This window comes from Nostoc sp. MS1 (assembly GCF_019976755.1).
GTDB lineage: Bacteria > Cyanobacteriota > Cyanobacteriia > Cyanobacteriales > Nostocaceae > Trichormus.
The window spans coordinates 4,714,282-4,729,944 of the sequence record NZ_AP023441.1; the positions used below are offsets into that span (position 1 = coordinate 4,714,282).

General features: G+C 43.3%; 15 protein-coding genes and 1 tRNA gene. 8 read left to right on the forward strand and 8 right to left on the reverse strand.

The features are described from left to right. Nucleotides 1-541: 541 nt before the first annotated feature. A complete protein-coding gene (locus NSMS1_RS20420; RefSeq protein ID WP_224086583.1) occupies nucleotides 542-1,534 on the forward strand; it encodes a succinate dehydrogenase/fumarate reductase iron-sulfur subunit in 993 nt (330 codons plus the stop codon). Between the two features lie 125 nt (nucleotides 1,535-1,659). Here the strand turns inward: NSMS1_RS20420 and NSMS1_RS20425 are convergent, their stop codons facing one another. The 4 genes from NSMS1_RS20425 to psbX all read right to left on the reverse strand — a co-directional run bounded on the left by NSMS1_RS20425 (nucleotide 1,660) and on the right by psbX (nucleotide 4,190). Then, nucleotides 1,660-2,178 carry a TolB family protein gene (locus NSMS1_RS20425; RefSeq protein WP_224086584.1) on the reverse strand — a complete coding sequence of 173 codons (519 nt, stop codon included), beginning with the start codon at nucleotides 2,176-2,178 and terminating at the stop codon, nucleotides 1,660-1,662. Nucleotides 2,179-2,265: 87 nt separating this feature from the next. Next, nucleotides 2,266-2,826 carry a hypothetical protein gene (locus tag NSMS1_RS20430; RefSeq protein ID WP_224086585.1) on the reverse strand — a complete coding sequence of 187 codons (561 nt, stop codon included), beginning with the start codon at nucleotides 2,824-2,826 and terminating at the stop codon, nucleotides 2,266-2,268. 51 nt (nucleotides 2,827-2,877) lie between these two features. Then, the gene (locus tag NSMS1_RS20435) at nucleotides 2,878-3,792 is read right to left on the reverse strand and encodes a Ycf66 family protein (RefSeq protein WP_224086586.1); all 915 of its coding nucleotides are present in this window, start codon (nucleotides 3,790-3,792) and stop codon (nucleotides 2,878-2,880) included. Nucleotides 3,793-4,070: 278 nt separating this feature from the next. After that, nucleotides 4,071-4,190 carry a photosystem II reaction center X protein gene (gene psbX / locus NSMS1_RS20440; RefSeq protein WP_224086587.1) on the reverse strand — a complete coding sequence of 40 codons (120 nt, stop codon included), beginning with the start codon at nucleotides 4,188-4,190 and terminating at the stop codon, nucleotides 4,071-4,073. A gap of 315 nt (nucleotides 4,191-4,505) precedes the next feature. Here psbX and NSMS1_RS20445 point away from each other — a divergent pair, with 315 nt between their 5' ends. Then, the gene (locus NSMS1_RS20445) at nucleotides 4,506-4,799 is read left to right on the forward strand and encodes a YggT family protein (protein ID WP_224086588.1); all 294 of its coding nucleotides are present in this window, start codon (nucleotides 4,506-4,508) and stop codon (nucleotides 4,797-4,799) included. A 76-nt stretch (nucleotides 4,800-4,875) separates the two neighbouring features. Here NSMS1_RS20445 and accC read toward each other — a convergent pair whose 3' ends face one another. Further along, nucleotides 4,876-6,219 (reverse strand): acetyl-CoA carboxylase biotin carboxylase subunit, encoded by a 1,344-nt coding sequence (gene accC / locus NSMS1_RS20450; protein ID WP_224086589.1) that lies wholly within the window; start codon nucleotides 6,217-6,219, stop codon nucleotides 4,876-4,878. A 404-nt stretch (nucleotides 6,220-6,623) separates the two neighbouring features. On the opposite strand from accC, the gene NSMS1_RS20455 reads away from it, so the two are divergent. The 4 genes from NSMS1_RS20455 to ccsB all read left to right on the forward strand — a co-directional run bounded on the left by NSMS1_RS20455 (nucleotide 6,624) and on the right by ccsB (nucleotide 11,151). Next, nucleotides 6,624-6,704: transfer RNA gene (locus tag NSMS1_RS20455), tRNA-Leu, on the forward strand. Nucleotides 6,705-6,900: 196 nt separating this feature from the next. Continuing rightward, nucleotides 6,901-7,530, forward strand: coding sequence for a chorismate lyase (locus tag NSMS1_RS20460; RefSeq protein ID WP_224086590.1), 630 nt, complete (start codon nucleotides 6,901-6,903; stop codon nucleotides 7,528-7,530). Between the two features lie 682 nt (nucleotides 7,531-8,212). After that, complete coding sequence (locus tag NSMS1_RS20465; protein WP_224086591.1) at nucleotides 8,213-9,934, forward strand: DUF3352 domain-containing protein; 1,722 nt, start codon at nucleotides 8,213-8,215, stop codon at nucleotides 9,932-9,934. A 161-nt stretch (nucleotides 9,935-10,095) separates the two neighbouring features. Next, complete coding sequence (ccsB, locus tag NSMS1_RS20470; RefSeq protein ID WP_224086592.1) at nucleotides 10,096-11,151, forward strand: c-type cytochrome biogenesis protein CcsB; 1,056 nt, start codon at nucleotides 10,096-10,098, stop codon at nucleotides 11,149-11,151. 174 nt (nucleotides 11,152-11,325) lie between these two features. Here ccsB and NSMS1_RS20475 read toward each other — a convergent pair whose 3' ends face one another. The 3 genes from NSMS1_RS20475 to NSMS1_RS20485 all read right to left on the reverse strand — a co-directional run bounded on the left by NSMS1_RS20475 (nucleotide 11,326) and on the right by NSMS1_RS20485 (nucleotide 14,015). Next, nucleotides 11,326-12,276 carry an SDR family oxidoreductase gene (locus NSMS1_RS20475; RefSeq protein WP_224086593.1) on the reverse strand — a complete coding sequence of 317 codons (951 nt, stop codon included), beginning with the start codon at nucleotides 12,274-12,276 and terminating at the stop codon, nucleotides 11,326-11,328. Between the two features lie 56 nt (nucleotides 12,277-12,332). Further along, nucleotides 12,333-12,947 (reverse strand): DUF4386 domain-containing protein, encoded by a 615-nt coding sequence (locus tag NSMS1_RS20480; protein WP_263432525.1) that lies wholly within the window; start codon nucleotides 12,945-12,947, stop codon nucleotides 12,333-12,335. A gap of 180 nt (nucleotides 12,948-13,127) precedes the next feature. Continuing rightward, complete coding sequence (locus NSMS1_RS20485; protein WP_224086594.1) at nucleotides 13,128-14,015, reverse strand: MerR family transcriptional regulator; 888 nt, start codon at nucleotides 14,013-14,015, stop codon at nucleotides 13,128-13,130. 144 nt (nucleotides 14,016-14,159) lie between these two features. Here NSMS1_RS20485 and NSMS1_RS20490 point away from each other — a divergent pair, with 144 nt between their 5' ends. Together NSMS1_RS20490 and tilS are read left to right on the forward strand one after the other, a co-directional pair. Further along, nucleotides 14,160-14,471: a KGK domain-containing protein gene (locus tag NSMS1_RS20490; RefSeq protein ID WP_224086595.1), complete on the forward strand. Its 312-nt coding sequence runs from the start codon at nucleotides 14,160-14,162 to the stop codon at nucleotides 14,469-14,471. A 35-nt stretch (nucleotides 14,472-14,506) separates the two neighbouring features. Continuing rightward, entirely contained in the window at nucleotides 14,507-15,556 is a 1,050-nt protein-coding gene (tilS, locus tag NSMS1_RS20495) for a tRNA lysidine(34) synthetase TilS (RefSeq protein WP_224086596.1), read from the forward strand. Nucleotides 15,557-15,663 lie beyond the last annotated feature (107 nt).

The window sequence follows — 15,663 nt, forward strand, 5'->3', positions numbered from 1 at the left end:
GATAATTTTCCTTATGTGTGCCAGAAGTTAATGAATGGCTGAGTAGAAAGTGCGGATGTTAGCAGCTAGCGCTTATTACAAAGTATATAAGTGAGTAAAGCAGAATAAAAGCCTACTCTCATATACCACTTCATAATGGCTATATTAAGTTAAATTTTTTGGCTCACCACTCTTGCAGATGTTGACATCAAGATTTATCAAGAATCATTAAAGCGCTGATCTGGGATATTTTTCCTAAAAAGCAGACGAAGCTGGAGCTAGTATGCAGTGAAACCATCAAGCGCATGTGTTTAATTAGAAGCACACAATTAACTTTTGTGCATTCAGGTAGTGAGAATCCCCAAAATATCATCTATCGTACTACTGCAATTAAAATTTTAATGGTTATGCTGGAACTAGAATCAGTTACTCTTTGACCAAGGGCTGTTAATACTAGACTGGGAACTGAGAGTGACAAGAGTATAGCTCAATTTTTGCAACTGCCAACCTTGGCTGAAAATTTTCCAGGTTGGTGAAATAATTTAAGATTTTGGTTGGTGAAATGGAAGTTCTATTTAAAATTATTCGACAAAAACAAAATTCTGCTCCTATTGTGCAAACCTATGTGGTAGAGACAGAACCAGGTAATACAATTTTGGATTGTCTCAATCGGATTAAATGGGAGCAAGATGGCACTCTGGCATTTCGTAAAAATTGCCGTAATACCATTTGTGGTAGCTGTGCTATGCGAATTAATGGACGTTCGGCTTTAGCTTGTAAAGAAAATGTTGGTAGTGAACTTGCAAGATTAGCAAAAATCTCATCTTCAACAAATACTATTCCCGAAATTACGATCGCTCCTTTAGGCAATATGCCAGTAATTAAGGATTTAGTCGTAGATATGAATAGTTTCTGGAATAATTTAGAAGCTGTAGCACCTTATGTTAGTACAGCAGCACGTCAAGTACCAGAACGCGAATTTTTACAAACACCAGACGAGCGATCGCGCCTCGATCAAACTGGTAATTGTATTATGTGCGGTGCTTGCTACTCAGAATGCAACGCCCGTGAAGTTAACCCCGATTTCGTCGGCCCCCACGCCTTAGCCAAAGCCTACCGCATGGTTGCAGACTCCCGCGACACTAACACCACCCAACGTCTAGAAAACTATAACGAAGGCACTAAAGGCGTTTGGGGTTGTACCCGTTGCTTATACTGCGATTCAGTTTGCCCAATGGAAGTAGCCCCATTAGAGCAAATCACCAAAATTAAACAGGAAATTCTTGACCAAGAACAAGTCAAAGACAGCCGTTCCATCCGCCACCGCAAAGTCTTAGTAGAGTTAGTCAAAGAGGGTGGCTGGATTGATGAAAGACAATTTGGTCTACAAGTAGTTGGTAACTATTTCAAAGACATTAGAGGCTTACTAGGTATCGCCCCACTAGGTTTGCGAATGCTTGCCAGAGGTAAATTCCCCCTATCATTTGAACCATCCGAAGGCGTAGCCGAAGTGCGATCGCTCATTGAAGCAGTGCAAAAAGTGAGTAGGGAGTAGGGAAAGATGAGGAAGTGGGGGGAGATAGGGGAGTAAAGAAAAGGTATATTAAATTTTCTCTCCCTCATCCCCTTCATCCCCCTCATCCCCCTCATCTCCCTCATCTCCCCCTACTCCCCACTCTCTTACCTTGGATCTTGCGGCACATTCACAGGTTGCCCGGAACGGTCATAAACTAAAATATCCCACTGCCCATTATTGCTAGACTCAAAAGCAATTGTTGTGCCATCGGCGCTAATGGTGGGGTTGCGGACTTCCGCTTGTAAGTTATTTGTTAAATTTCGTGATTGTCGCGTTTCCCGATCATAAAGAAAAATAGCCGATCGCCCTTGACGACTAGCCGCAAACACAACGTAACGCCCATCCTGGGAAACACTGGGATGAGAGGCGATAGTATCTAGCGCATTTAACCCAGGTAAATCCACCAAATTCTGCGTCAGGGTATCGAACAGGTACACATCCTGACTACCCCGGCGATCGCTGGTAAACACAATATACCTCCCCGAACTCTGGGGATTCTGTTCTGAAGCCAGACTATTCAGACTCCTCCCCCCCGGATCAAAAGGATAACTCACCAACCGAGGATAGCCAAAACAGCCAGTTAAACCTAAACAAGCAATTATAGGAATAAAACGTTTGGTCATTGGTCATTAGTCATTAGTCATTAGTCATTAGTCCATAGTCCATAGTTGTTCTCCTCTGCTCCCTCATCTTCCCCCACTCCCCACTCCCTACTCCCCACTCCCTACTGTCGCCCCATTGGGTATATCTAACTCAATATTCGGCCCCCTATCTAGAACTTCAACATCCCATTGACCACGGGCGGCGGTTTCAAATACGACATAACGCCCATCTGGGCTGATGCTGGGGTTGCGTACCCAGCCGCGATAGGTGGGTGTAACGATTTGTGACTGTTGAATGGCGCGATCGTAGAGTGCTACTACTGGTCTACCTTGGTCACTGGTCATGTAAACAATGTAGCGTCCGGTGTAGCTTAAACTCGGACTTTCGGTAATTGTCTCTGGTCGGTTTAACCCTGGTGTGCGAATAAAACTTTGCTGTTGTAAATCGTATACCAGTAATTGGTGGACACCATTGCGATTAGAAATAAACGCCAAAAAGCGACCATTGCCACTCAAGGCTGGTTGCTCTTCTGTGTAGCGACTATTAAGGGAAGTAGGCCCAAGAGGAATATCACCAGAGCCACAAGAGCCAAGCAAACTTGCCAAGCCAAAAATAAGGCTCCAATGTATTGTAGTTTGGAGCCGAAACTGAGAAGTAAATTTTTTCACCTCAGATGTTTACTTGTTTCTATCCGCCTATAAGCTTACATCTATAGTGCTTTAAACATCATCAAAATTTGTGGAGCTACCTAAATCCTCATCTGACTCATCTAGAGGTTTATAAGGGACATAATCAGTTGGGATAGCCTCATCATCTTGAATGTCTCTCCGAGAGGAGCTTGTATCCGCAGGTGGGCGGCGTTTTCTTGGTCTGCGTGGTGGGGTATCGTCTTCTACTTCTGGGCGAGGGGAACCGTTGTTACTGCGGCGGGGTTTTCTTACTTCAGTGCTACTAGAACTTTCCCAATCATCTACTGGCTTAGAAGGTGAACCCCAGTCTTCTTGTTCATAACTTTCCGAAGTCCTGTTGGTTGTTCGGTTCGTAGGACGGCGGCGTGGTTTATCTGTTGATTCTGTTCTATCAGTTGTGCTACGGCGTTCCCTGCGGGGTGGTTGTTCCTCGTAATAGTTATCACGGGAGGAACGTTCATCTTTACCGGGACGAATCCTAGCACGTACTGGACGTTCTTCTTCTTCCTCTTCTTCATAAGGTAGAGGCGCATAATCATCTTCTACCTCAGCCTCATACTTTCTTCTGCTGCTATAAGAATAGTTTTTGCTGACTGGTCGCTCATCATCCACAATCGGAGTGTTGCGTTTCGCTTGTTGGGTGGCGATACTCCGCAGACGAATACTTTCAACCGCGAAAAATACCGTTGTCCCGACCAAAAGCAACTGACCAAATTGCAAAATCGGATCTAACCGCCATCCTTGGAAAATAAGAATAAAACCACACAGCAAGCCAACGGCTGCAAAAAATATATCTTGATCTCTTGACAGTTCTGGGCGCACAGTGCGGAGAAAATACAGCGCTGCCCCAGCCACAGCCAGGAAAATTCCTAGAATACTGGCTGAGTTCGTTCCAAAATTTACCTGAGCCAGAACACTGGCTGAGTTCAGCCCAAAATTTAGCATTGTTCTTTTCCCAATATCAAATCTATGTTAGCGAGTCACACTTAAAATCACTACTGTAAACATCACAATATAATATTTAAGCTTCAAAGCATCTGACAAAGAAGCTTTGAAGCTATTAATCAAAAGCTAAAAAAGCTTAGTCTGTCAGCTTAGTATATCCTGTATCCCGCTATAGGAGAGCAGGCGATGCCTTCGGAGGGCTTCTCTACGAGACGCTGCGCGAACGCCTACGCTGACAGACCAATATAACTAAAGAGTGGAAATAACTCCCACAAAAACTATGAACGCTGGATTTTGTCTTTTTGGCTGATGAAAATCAAACCAACGGTAGCGGGTACAACGACAATCAAAGTACCCCAACCCAGACTCCAAAGGAAATTTGATAAAGAAGGTGTCATGGAACTATACCTTTTTTTACACTCTTAATCATAATTCTAATGGTGTATTACATCCTTGAGAAGTCATTTGTTAGTTGTCATTGGTCATTGGTCATTAGTCATTAGTCATTAGTCCATAGTCAACAGTCAATAGTCCATAGTCGTTATTTCTTCTCCGCATCTCCCTCATCTCCCCCACTCCTACTCACTACTCCCTACTCCCCAGCAATTAAGTGTCAGCATTTGGTTAGAATTAAAGAGAAGATACTTTACAAAGCTTAAAGTTTTCTGCTTCTAGTTGCTGTTTTTGTTCGTTTATAAATAGAGCTTAGATCGATGAATGGTGTTGACCTAACTATTTGGATTCTCGGCCCTGTGTTGGGAGTGATGACATTTCTGTTTATTTTCCGCATCATCCTTACCTGGTATCCGCAAGTCGATCTCAACCGTTTACCCTGGAATTCAATTTCCTGGCCTACTGAACCATTTCTCATTCCTCTACGCAAACTAGTACCACCCATCGGCGGGGTTGACATTACCCCTATTATCTGGGTGGGTATCTTTAGTCTGCTTAGAGAAGTTCTTTTAGGTCAGCAAGGATTGTTAACGATGTTGACTCGGATGAGTTAGATGATTGGTAATTGGTAATTGGTAATTTGTCTTTTAAAAACCATTTATCGATTACCTATTAGCCATTACCCTTACCCTATTGATTCATCTCTTGCACAAAACTGGTAGACACATGACCCTCTAAGAATTGGGGGTTTTCCATGATTCTTTGATGAAACCCGATAGTTGTAGGTAATCCAGTAATGGCACACTCTCTGAGGGCGCGTTTCATGCGGTTAATAGCAGTCTTGCGATCTGGCCCCCAGACGATTAATTTACCAATCAGGGAATCGTAGTAAGGGGGAATTTGGTAATCAGTATAAACGTGGGAATCAATCCGCACACCAGGGCCGCCTGGGGGAAGATAACCACTGATACGTCCGGGGGCTGGGCGGAAATCATGGTCTGGGTCTTCCGCATTAATACGGCATTCGATCGCATGACCTCTTAATACAACTTGGTCTTGAGTCAAGCCCAATCTTTCCCCTTGGGCAATTCTAATTTGTTCAACTAGCAAGTCCACCCCTGTAACCATCTCTGTTACAGGATGCTCCACTTGAATCCGGGTGTTCATTTCCATAAAGTAAAAGTTACCGGATTTATCTAAAAGAAACTCAATTGTCCCCGCCCCAGTATAGTTAATGAACTGGGCAGCTTTCACCGCAGCTTCCCCCATTCTTTTGCGCAAGTCTGAGTCTAAAGCAGGGCTGGGGGCTTCTTCTAGTAATTTTTGGTTACGGCGTTGAATTGAACAATCTCGTTCCCCTAAGTGAATGACGTTGCCGTAATTGTCTGCCAAAATTTGAAACTCAATGTGGCGGGGTCGTTCAATAAATTTTTCGATGTAAACGCCAGCGTTACCAAAGGCTGCACCCGCTTCACCTTGGGCGGCTAAGAATAGTTTGACAAATTCATCAGGTGATCGCACTAATCGCATACCCCGGCCGCCACCACCAGCCGTAGCTTTAATCATCACTGGATAACCGATATCTTTCGCCAGTGTCAAACCTTCTTGCTCAGTTTCCACCAACCCATCACTCCCAGGAACCGTTGGTACACCAGCTTTTTGCATGGTTTCCTTAGCAGTGGATTTATCCCCCATCAAGCGGATAGCTTCTGGGGTGGGGCCAATAAAGGCAATATCATGAGCGGCACAGATTTCAGCAAACTTGGCATTTTCTGACAAAAAGCCGTAACCAGGATGGATGGCACTAGCATTGCGTGTCAACGCCGCAGCAATAATGTTAGGAATATTTAAATAGCTTTTGGCGCTTGCAGGCTCGCCAATACAAACAGCTTCATCAGCAAGTTGGACATGAAGCGCATTTCGGTCAACAGTTGAGTGAACTGCGATCGTCGCAATACCCATCTCCTCACAGGCGCGGAGAATGCGAAGCGCAATTTCTCCCCGATTGGCAATCAATATTTTGTCAAACTTCATTTTCTAGTTTTCGATATCAGTACCAGTAGATAAAAATTGTCTCCCATCCCAGTGGCTTTTAGCGCGTTGGCACAGCCCGTATCATCTCAAATTATGACAGGAGAAACCCCAAGCTCATCTTTTAAAGTAGTCATTAGTCCATAGTCCATAGTCCATAGTCCATAGTCCATAGTCATTAGTCCACAGCTATTTTCTCTCACTCCTCCATCTTCCCCATCTCCCCCCACTCCCTCATCTCCCCTCTTAATATCTCCTGTGGTGATACTACATTTCTGTAAGTCTGGTATCCTCCTTCGGGAATTTGTGACGCGACAACATTAAATTTTTAGTTAAATTTAATAAATCAAGTTTTACATTGCTTTATCCCTAATTTCTGTGTTACCATGATTTACTGTACAACTCGCGCGGATGTGGCGGAATTGGTATACGCGCACGCTTGAGGTGCGTGTGGCTTTGCCTTGCGAGTTCGAGTCTCGCCATCCGCATTTTTTAGTCAGTACATTTAAAGGTCAATAGTCAAGGCATTTGCTTTTGGCTGTTGACCTTTTAAAGTATTGGAGATGCGCAACTGAAAAGATGAGGAAGTAGTCCAGAAAAACTAATTATCCATTACCAATCACCCATTACCAACGACCAATTATTTATGCTTTCATAGAGATAGGTGAACTTTTGTAAAGAACATTGACTGTAATTTCTACCACAACTAACAACTCAACACTGCCGGCCGGATGGCATAGCCTCACTCCTATTTGGCAAGGTGGGGAGGAAATAATTAAACATAGCTTGCCTCACACTCAGCTTGCGCCGACTTGGCAATTACTACTTTTAGGTGATGGCTCACCCACTAGGCATTTAGAATTACTCACGGGTGAACCGACAGAGGTCGATGTTATCGATATGTCGTTAATTGGCATGGACTCAGATAACGCACCGAATTTAATCCAATCTGTGCCAGGGCCAAGGCTGCGGCGGCAAGTGTGGCTAAGAACTGCTTCTGGTCAGCGATTAGCTTATGCAACTTCTTGGTGGGAAGCTAGCCATGTAGATGAGTATTTGCAAAATCGTTCACTGCCAATTTGGGCAAGTCTAGCACGTCTCCGCACAGAGTTATATCGGGATGTGCGTGGTGTTTATTATGGATACTCAGAGGCTTTACAATCAGGCTTTGGCGTGGATGGGCCTTTTTGGGGTCGTCATTACCTGTTTTGGCATCATGGAAAACCTTTAACCTTGATCTATGAAGTTTTTTCGCCTTATTTAACTAAATACTTGGGGCCGATGCAGCTAAGTTCTAGCAATGGCAAAGTATAGTAGGTGACAGGGAATAGGTACTCCACAGGTTACTAATCTCAGGCTTTTACCATTTATGTATATCCGAGCTTATCTAGTTACTACCTTATAAAAATTCAATGGATTAAACAAACATAGAAAGTAAATAACTAAGAAAGGACAATTAACGTCTAAATTCCTTCGACATCAGACTGCTTATTATTCAACGGGTATAGATTAAAAAATCATTGCTCAAGTTTATATTGGAATGAGTAATCTATTTCAGTGATATGCAGTAAAAATATAACAACTTCAACAGTAAGTATGCTGATAAAAAATGCAATTTTTTGATGTTGACTAAGCCTGAACTACAGCAATTGCTGGATTTTCACCCTCTTTAATTTGTCAATTAAAAAAAAGTAAGGACAGATTGTAAAAATTAAATATAATATATGGCTTGGATCTGGCAATAAACAAGAACTGTAAAACAAGACACTAATGACTTGTAGCTTTTTGTTGTTAGTTTGATTCTCAAAGTGATTATAATGACCAATTTGTCACACATACTTTGCTAGGGTAAGTACCCATGCGAGGATAATGTGCTGAAAAATTTAATCGATAAATGCTAAAAAAGTTAACAAAGTATATATTAACAGAAAAATCTTTTAGCCTAATTAACCATTCAAGTAAGTAAAAAATTTGCTACTAAGAGGTGTAGGGTTTGATGACACCGCCTATTTTGTCTGTTCCCATGAAAAAACTCAAGAAACCATCCTTAACGCTGACACTCTCGGCTGCTGGGTTATTAATTGGTGGTGGTGCGGTAGCTTATTGGTTGTTTAACCAAGCACAACCATTCTCCAGAAACTTATTAGTAGGTGCAAATATTATTCCGCAAGATGCTTTATTTGCAGTTTCTTTGACTACAGATAGCAAACAATGGCAGAAATTGCAGGAATTTGGCACAAAAGAGACTCAAACTTTAGTTAATGAAAATTTAATCCAGTTACGCGATCGCTTTCTCACTAGTCATGGTTACACCTTTGAAAAAGACATTCAACCGTGGGTAGGGAATGAAGTTACCTTGGCTATTCTCACTCCAGATATCAGTAAATCCGCCGCCAGACCAGTATCGATAAATGCACAAGCAATAAGTAGTCAACAGTCGATGGTCATGGTTTTACCAGTGGATAATTTAGAAAAAGCCAAGAGTATTTTGACGCAACCAAAACCATCCAACTTAGGTAAATGGAGCGAATATAATTATCAAGGTATTACTATCAGACAAAGCCAAGGACAAACTGCGGAAAATTTCTCCGCAGCCTTGATAGATAATCGTTTCCTAATAATTACAGATAGTCCTAAAGTTGCAGAAAAAACTATAGATGCCTATAAAAGTAAAACAACATTGGCAAATACGGGAGGTTTTGCCGATAATTTTACCAAAATTGCCAGCTATCAGCCACTAGCTCAGTTTTACTTAAATGTTCCCGACGCTGCCAAAATAGCATCTGTCGCACCGAACCGCGCCTTACCAGCACAAGTTTTAGCCCAACTACAAAACAACCAAGGTTTAGCAGGGAGCGTAACTTTAGAATCAGAAGGAATACGCATCAAAGGAGTTTCTTGGCTTAACCCCCGCAGCCAACGTGTATTAGCGGTAGAAAATGATGCTGGGAGTATGCAAAATCGCGTTCCCGTAGGAACAATCATGATGCTGTCTGGTGCGAATTTACAACGTCTGTGGAGTGATTATGTTCTCACCGCCCAAAACAACCCTCTAGCACCCATTCCGCCAGAACAACTGCGTAGTGGGGTAAAATCTCTGACTAATCTGGATTTAGAACAAGATTTACTCAAATGGATGAAGGGAGAATTTGCTATCTCCCTCATTCCTGGTAGTCCTAAACCAAATTCCCCAGATAATTTTCGGGCGGCTTTAGTCTTAATGATTCAAGCCAAAGATCGGCAACAGGCTGAAGCATCAATCAAACAGCTAGATGATGTGATGAAAAATCAATATCAATTCCAGATTCAACCTGCAACAGTAGCAGGTAAACCCGTCGTCAACTGGATTAGCCCCTTTGGAACTCTAACCGCCACTCGTGGCTGGTTAGATAATGATGTTGCTTTCTTATCAATAGGCGCACCCATCACCGATAAAATTCTGCCCAAACCCAACAACACACTCGCGGATAGTTCTGCTTTTCAACAAACAGTACCAGCCGAACCCAATCCTACAAATGGTCAATTTTATTTAGATGTAGAACAGACAGCGAAAAACTTTCCTCTGCCAAGCTTAATACCTCAGCAACAAACTTTATTACAAGCAACACGTTCTATAGGAGTAACATCAGCCGTCAGCGACAATCGCAGCACCCGTTATGATATTTTTCTAGCACTGAAGAAAAATGGTAACTCGGCTGCTATACCTGGTGCGAAGTGAGGAAGATTCAATCAGTGAACAGTGGAAATAACCTGACAACTGTCAACTGTCAACTGTCAACTGTCAACTGTTCACTGATTCATGCGTGATGGCTCACTAAGCAGATAGGATCAATAAAGTCAGAATAATAATTTTCAAAAATCCACTGCGGAGAACACTTTATGAATCTGGTTTTACTCCAGAATTGGTTGGATAATGCTTCCTTTGCCGTCTTGTTCCTGACGATGCTGCTTTATTGGATAGGAGCGGCGTTTCCTGGTTTGCCAGCAATTAATGCGTTGGGAACAGCTGGAATGGTGATCGCAAATTTGTCCATTGCTACTCTACTGGGCGCACGTTGGATAGAAGCTGGCTATTTTCCTTTGAGTAATTTGTATGAATCTCTATTCTTCCTGGTTTGGGGAATTACCACAGTTCATCTCATCGCCGAAAATTCTAGCCGCAGTCGCTTAGTAGGTGTATTTACTTCTCCTGTGGCTATGGGAATTGTTGCCTTTGCTACCTTGACTTTGCCATCTGAGATGCAGATAGCAGAACCTCTAGTGCCTGCGCTGAAGTCTAACTGGCTGATGATGCACGTTAGCGTCATGATGTTGAGTTATGCAGCTTTGATGGTGGGTTCATTGCTGGCGATCGCATTTCTGGTTGTTACCCGTGGGAATAACATACAATTACAAGGCAGTTCTGTAGGTAATGGTGGCTATCGCACTAACGGCTACCGCTTGCTAAAAGCTGGAGAATTAGTTACTCAACCAACAACATCACCAGTAGAAAGTAATGGTTTTGCTCGTATAGAAAGCCAAAACAACGGCAACGGTAACACAGCCGTATTAAACTTAGCCACTACATCCCAAGCCTCAACCTTAACATCCACCGAAACCCTTTCACCCCAACGCCTCAGCCTTGCCGAAACCCTAGACAATATCAGCTATCGCATCATTGGTTTAGGGTTTCCTCTGCTGACAATTGGCATTATTGCTGGCGCAGTTTGGGCAAACGAAGCGTGGGGTTCTTACTGGAGCTGGGACCCTAAAGAAACCTGGGCTTTGATTACTTGGTTAGTATTTGCTGCTTACCTCCACGCCAGAATCACTCGTGGTTGGCAAGGTCGTCGTCCAGCAATTTTAGCCGCTAGTGGCTTCGTTGTAGTCTGGATTTGTTACTTAGGAGTCAATCTGTTGGGTAAAGGTTTACATTCCTACGGGTGGTTTTTTTAAATAACTTACCCGTTAGTCTCCTCTTCATTTTCAAAGAGGAGAACAATACAATTTGTAATTCGTAATTCCTTTCGGGTTCGCCGTAGCGTTGCGTAGCAAAGATCAGGCTTGCGCCAAGTGACAACCTACTAATGGTTTTTGCAATCTCAAATGATCGCCCCATCCAAAGTGTTATCACACTTCTTGCTTGAGATGCTCAGAATACCAAGCTAATGTCCTGGCAATTCCAGCTTCTAGAGGTGTCGCATGATTGCCAAAAGCTTGCACATACTTGTTGTGATTGACGACAAAGGGTTCATCAAATTCGTACATCATTTCAACAGTTTCTCTGGCTCCGGGAATAAATAATCCACCTAAGCGCATCATGAATTTTCCCATTCCATTCATCTTGGGTGGATGTCCGGCTTGTTGGAATGCAAGCGTGATAAATTGTCGAGTAGTCACCGTTTCAGCATTGGGAATATGCCAAATTTGCCCTAATGCTTTTTCCTGTTCGCCCAGAATCACTAATGCTTTGCCAAAGTCATCAATAAAGGTATAGGTGTGCAGTGTATCTAGATCGCCAACACTCTCAGCAGTTGTGCCTGCCAAGATTGCTGGAAAGATGCGATCGCCCATGACAGAATTCAACACCCCAGGCCCATAAAAGTCAGAACCTCGCGCGATCGCTACTTGAATCAATCCCTGGTGATGTGCCTTGAGCAACGCTTCTGACATCTGGGCGCGAGTGCGTCCTTTCCGAGTTGTTGCAGCATTAGGTAAGTCTTCGTGCATGGAACCTTTGACTAGTCCATACATATAGAGATTGTCACCGACAATTAGCTTGGCTCCACTAGCTGCTACACCTTTGACAATGCTGTCTTGTAGTTTTGGAAACAATGTAGGCCACTGAGTATAGTCTGGTTGAGTACATTGATAAACGACAGTTGCTCCCTGCGTCACAGCTTCAACACTCTTTGGATCATAAGCATCGGCAGCCACAATCTCAACAGACTCAGGCACAATCGCCTCACCTCTGCGGTTAACCATCCGAATTTGCACATTGCGCGTCAGCAATTCTCGCATCACAGACTGTCCCAGCGCTCCTGTCCCTAAAATAACGTGAAGTTGTTTATGAGTCTTCATTGCAGTTGCTCTCCAAATTAATAGTAAGTTCAGTGGTTTACAAGTTAATGCTTGAGTTAGTTCCGGTTTCGTAAGATCGCAATGCCCATCATCAAAAACCAAAGTTGTAAAACGCTCACGGAGATCGCAATAAATGCGCCAAGATCGACTCCAAATAACTCCGCTAATTGCATTGCTAATAGAGTTGCCGATACCAGTCCAAAGAAACCAAGCCATCGAGGCAATGTTCTGGTTTTCAGAATTTTCCCAGACACTATCGCCAGCCAAAGTGTCGTAAATAAGCTAACACCAAGGACTTCGCCCACAGACCCAGCATAGTCATTGAGTACCCGATAAACGACAGCGATCGCCTCGCGGGTAGAAGTCGATAAAGTTGGACTTGTATACAAAGTTGCTAATGCCGGCATGGCTACAAGCCAACGAATGATACCTAGACACCGCGCGATCATGGACGCTAGACCAAACCCTGCCGCAATTCGCAGCCCATTGGAAGTCGATTCTCCCTGACTTAAAACCCGCACAATCAGGAGCGCCACCACAAAAAAGAGAATCGAGTAAGTCAGATAGAATAGGTAGCCAGTCCTTACTGCTGACTCGTTTTGGGCTAAAAGCGGCAGCATTGCATCGGCTGGATCGCCCAAACTTTTGGGCCAGTTAATCGCAGATCCCAAAATGGCCACCGGGACAAAGCCAAGTAAGCTTTCGGCAATCAGCAGCCAGCCAGTCAAAGTGTGGAAAGATGTTTTAGCGGACAAGTTGATGTTTGACACAATGATTACGCTTGATGCGTGAACGAATCGACTGTGCAAACTGTAGAGTCTGACATAGTGTGAGAGTCAAGTAGCCAAATTTCAGCGCATTTTGTCAACAGGCTGAAGCGGATCGAAGCTTGCACGTTGTCTGGCGACGATCGGGATTTGCAGTTCTAGCACTACGGTTTGATCCTTCACCCTTTTCGTCTCTGGCCCAAACAAATGAATTTCTCGAATTGCTCCGCTACTGATGTATCCATTCGTGCCAATCCAGCTAAATAGGGCAGCGATCGCCTGGGTGACATCCCTAACCATACCGTCATGAAAAACGCTGGCAACCTGAGCCGCAGCCAGTTGCCTGACGATGATTGAAGTTTGTCCCGTATCGGCAATGGGTTTAGTGGGTTCTGGAATAGCGATCGCAAACTCCATATCAATATCCGCCTCGGCATACTCTGAAATGTGATACAGCACAATCTCACAGCCAACGGGCGTAATCTTGTGTTGAGACAGCCATCTATAGAGTTGTTCAATCAATATTCCTCGACATTTGGGCATATCACTGGCAACTGGAACAATGTGACGGGCAGAGGCAATGTGACAAGCTGGAACAGATTTCACGATGACATCGTAGACCGAGGTCTGTCCCTCAAGTTCCAGTTGATATAGCCGAGCCGACAGACGATCTAGCCGCGCTTGAGCCTCTTGCATCTGTTGATGTAACTCTGTTTGTTTTGATCGCAATAAGTCCTGTAGTGGCTCTAATGGCAGATCGTGCTGAAGTAATTCAGCAATCTTCTCTAAAGATAGTCCCAAGTCTTTGAGCGCTAGAATCCGATTCAGTCGCGGCAGTTGCTCGATGGTATAGTAGCGATAATCCGTCCATTGATCCACATGAGACGGTTTAAGCAAACCTAAGTCATCATAATGTCTGAGCATTCGCACAGACACTTGCCCTAATCTAGAAAAGTCTCCAATCTTAAACATAAGTAAGTTGATGTCATCGCTCCGTTCCCGTTCAAACCCATCTATTTATATCAGTTGTTACTAAATCTGCAAAATCAAGATTTATTGCGGATGAAGCATGATATCTGTGAAAAGAAACGATAGATTTAGTGATAGGAGTTTCTTATGGGAGATGGATTTGAGAGACTAAACCATGATGAAGTTGTATCTATAGAACCGGATACATTTAATAAATTAGATGTTGCTAAAACTTTTAAAGTTCGTGATTTGATTACAGCAATTAAAGAATATATTGGTGCAGATGGCACACCTGAAGCAAATTTATATACTCAAGGTATAAATTGTGAAGTGTTAAAATTTACGGCTCAAGGATGGAAAAAAGGAAAAGTGAGACTGGCTTTAGAATTTTCTCCTGATGAACCCGAATCACCATTAGAAGAAATTAGCGAAAAATTAACACAGTTCGACATTCTGTGATGTTGTAATATTGGCACTTCCATGACAACACTAAAATGGTATGGACTAACCTTCATGCAAAAATACATCGTACTATCCGATCGCGGCTGTTATTTGAGCGTGGGCAACGGTTGTTAGTAGCGGTTTCTGGTGGGCAAGATTCTCTGTGTTTGATGAAATTATTGTTAGATTTACAACCGAAGTGGGAGTGGGAATTAGGTATTGCCCATTGTGATCATTGCTGGCGTGATGATTCCCAAGCTAATGCTCATCATGTCGAAAAATTAGCCCAAAGTTGGGGTGTATCTTTTTATTTAGAAATAGCAAGTAAGCCTGTAAATACTGAAGCTACAGCCCGTGATTGGCGCTATCAAGCCTTAAGTGCGATCGCTCAAGCCCACAATTACCAATATATAGTTACAGGACACACAGCTAGCGATCGCGCCGAAACTCTTTTATATAACTTAATGCGTGGTACTGGTGCTGATGGCTTACAAGCTTTGACTTGGCAACGTCCACTCACTCAAAATATTTTGTTAGTGCGTCCATTATTAGAGATTACCCGTAAACAAACAGAGCAATTCTGCCAAGATTTTCAACTACCAATCTGGGAAGACTCTACCAACCAAGACTTAAAATACGCCCGTAATCGCATTCGTCAAGAATTAATCCCTTACTTACAAGCAAATTTTAACCCCCAAGTGGAGTTAGCCATAGCTCAAACTGCCGAATTATTGCAAGCTGAGGTTGAGTATTTAGAACAACAAGCGCAGCAGTTGAAGGAAGAAGCTAAGGAGTGGGGAGTGGGGAGTGGGGAGTGGGGAGTGGGGGGAGATATAAAAAGTAAAATATCTCCCTCATTCCCCTCATCTCCAGTTCGTCTCAACCGTCGGGTATTGCAAAAAGCGCCATTGGCATTGCAACGGCGCGTGATGCGGCAAGTATTACAAGAAATACTGCCTGATGCTCCTAATTTTGAGCATATCGAGAAATTAACAGCATTAATTACCGCACCCAACCTTTCACAAACTGATCCGTTTCCTGGTGGTGCGATCGCTCAAGTCCAAGGCGACTGGTTGACACTTACTGCCTTAAAAGCGCAGTGATTCTTGGGCTAAATACTGTCTTCATTAAGCAAGCTTAATTTTGGTATTACAGACATCCATTTTTTTGATAAATCAAAGTCCTAAGTAATAATATTAAATTTCAGTAC

What these genes read in the sequence shown, in the direction of transcription:
- ccsB (WP_224086592.1), top strand. Translation starts at nt 10,096, where the DNA reads ATGAATCTGGTTTTACTCCAGAATTGGTTGGATAATGCTTCCTTTGCC.
- NSMS1_RS20475 (WP_224086593.1), bottom strand. Translation starts at nt 12,276, where the DNA reads ATGAAGACTCATAAACAACTTCACGTTATTTTAGGGACAGGAGCGCTG.
- tilS (WP_224086596.1), top strand. Translation starts at nt 14,507, where the DNA reads ATGGTATGGACTAACCTTCATGCAAAAATACATCGTACTATCCGATCG.
- NSMS1_RS20425 (WP_224086584.1), bottom strand. Translation starts at nt 2,178, where the DNA reads ATGACCAAACGTTTTATTCCTATAATTGCTTGTTTAGGTTTAACTGGC.
- accC (WP_224086589.1), bottom strand. Translation starts at nt 6,219, where the DNA reads ATGAAGTTTGACAAAATATTGATTGCCAATCGGGGAGAAATTGCGCTT.
- NSMS1_RS20435 (WP_224086586.1), bottom strand. Translation starts at nt 3,792, where the DNA reads ATGCTAAATTTTGGGCTGAACTCAGCCAGTGTTCTGGCTCAGGTAAAT.
- NSMS1_RS20465 (WP_224086591.1), top strand. Translation starts at nt 8,213, where the DNA reads ATGACACCGCCTATTTTGTCTGTTCCCATGAAAAAACTCAAGAAACCA.
- psbX (WP_224086587.1), bottom strand. Translation starts at nt 4,190, where the DNA reads ATGACACCTTCTTTATCAAATTTCCTTTGGAGTCTGGGTTGGGGTACT.
- NSMS1_RS20490 (WP_224086595.1), top strand. Translation starts at nt 14,160, where the DNA reads ATGGGAGATGGATTTGAGAGACTAAACCATGATGAAGTTGTATCTATA.
- NSMS1_RS20420 (WP_224086583.1), top strand. Translation starts at nt 542, where the DNA reads ATGGAAGTTCTATTTAAAATTATTCGACAAAAACAAAATTCTGCTCCT.
- NSMS1_RS20485 (WP_224086594.1), bottom strand. Translation starts at nt 14,015, where the DNA reads ATGTTTAAGATTGGAGACTTTTCTAGATTAGGGCAAGTGTCTGTGCGA.
- NSMS1_RS20445 (WP_224086588.1), top strand. Translation starts at nt 4,506, where the DNA reads ATGAATGGTGTTGACCTAACTATTTGGATTCTCGGCCCTGTGTTGGGA.